The sequence below is a fragment of the Vibrio sp. OPT46 genome (assembly GCF_015163535.1).
GTDB lineage: Bacteria > Pseudomonadota > Gammaproteobacteria > Enterobacterales > Vibrionaceae > Vibrio > Vibrio alginolyticus.
In genome coordinates this window covers 1-1,190 of sequence record NZ_JADDYG010000153.1, presented here as the reverse complement: position 1 = coordinate 1,190, position 1,190 = coordinate 1, and the positions used below count along the sequence as shown (strand labels likewise).

Annotated in this window: 1 protein-coding gene; it reads left to right on the top strand. The window is 47.3% G+C overall.

Annotated elements, in window-relative coordinates:
• A partial coding sequence (tuf, locus tag IQR33_RS06690) for an elongation factor Tu (protein WP_017822038.1) occupies positions 1-1,184 on the top strand: 1,184 nt, incomplete at its 5' end.
• Between the last annotated feature and the right edge of the window lie 6 nt (positions 1,185-1,190).

Here is a 1,190-nt window from a genome sequence, read left to right as displayed (position 1 = left end):
TGTCTAAAGAAAAATTTGAACGTACGAAACCGCACGTTAACGTTGGTACTATCGGCCACGTTGACCACGGTAAAACAACTCTAACTGCAGCTATCTGTACTACTCTTGCTAAAGTTTACGGCGGTGTAGCTAAAGACTTCGCATCTATCGATAACGCTCCAGAAGAGCGTGAGCGCGGTATCACAATCGCAACTTCTCACGTTGAGTACGACACTCCATCACGCCACTACGCACACGTTGACTGTCCAGGACACGCTGACTATGTTAAAAACATGATCACTGGTGCTGCACAGATGGACGGTGGTATCCTAGTTGTTGCTGCGACAGATGGCCCAATGCCACAAACTCGTGAGCACATCCTACTAGGCCGTCAGGTTGGTATCCCATACATCATCGTATTCATGAACAAATGTGACATGGTTGACGATGAAGAGCTACTAGAACTAGTAGAAATGGAAGTTCGTGAACTTCTATCTGAATACGATTTCCCAGGTGATGACCTACCAGTTATCCAAGGTTCTGCACTAGGCGCACTAAACGGCGAAGAGCAGTGGGAAGCGAAAATCGTTGAACTAGCAGAAGCTCTAGATACTTACATCCCTGAGCCAGAGCGTGCGGTAGATCAGCCATTCCTAATGCCTATCGAAGACGTATTCTCAATCCAAGGTCGTGGTACAGTAGTAACTGGCCGTATCGAGCGTGGTATCCTAACTGTAGGTGACGAAGTTGCTATCGTAGGTATCAAAGACACTACTACAACTACATGTACTGGTGTTGAGATGTTCCGTAAGCTTCTAGACGAAGGCCGTGCAGGTGAGAACGTTGGTGCACTTCTACGTGGTACTAAGCGTGACGAAGTTGAACGTGGTCAAGTACTAGCTAAGCCTGGTTCAATCACTCCACACACTAAGTTCGAATCAGAAGTATACGTACTGTCTAAAGATGAAGGTGGTCGTCACACTCCATTCTTCAAAGGCTACCGTCCACAGTTCTACTTCCGTACAACTGACGTAACTGGTGACATCCAGCTACCAGACGGCGTAGAAATGGTAATGCCAGGCGACAACGTACAGATGACTGTAGAGCTAATCGCACCAATCGCAATGGACGAAGGTCTACGTTTCGCGATCCGTGAAGGTGGCCGTACAGTAGGTGCTGGTGTTGTTGCTAAGATCTTCGACTAATTCATA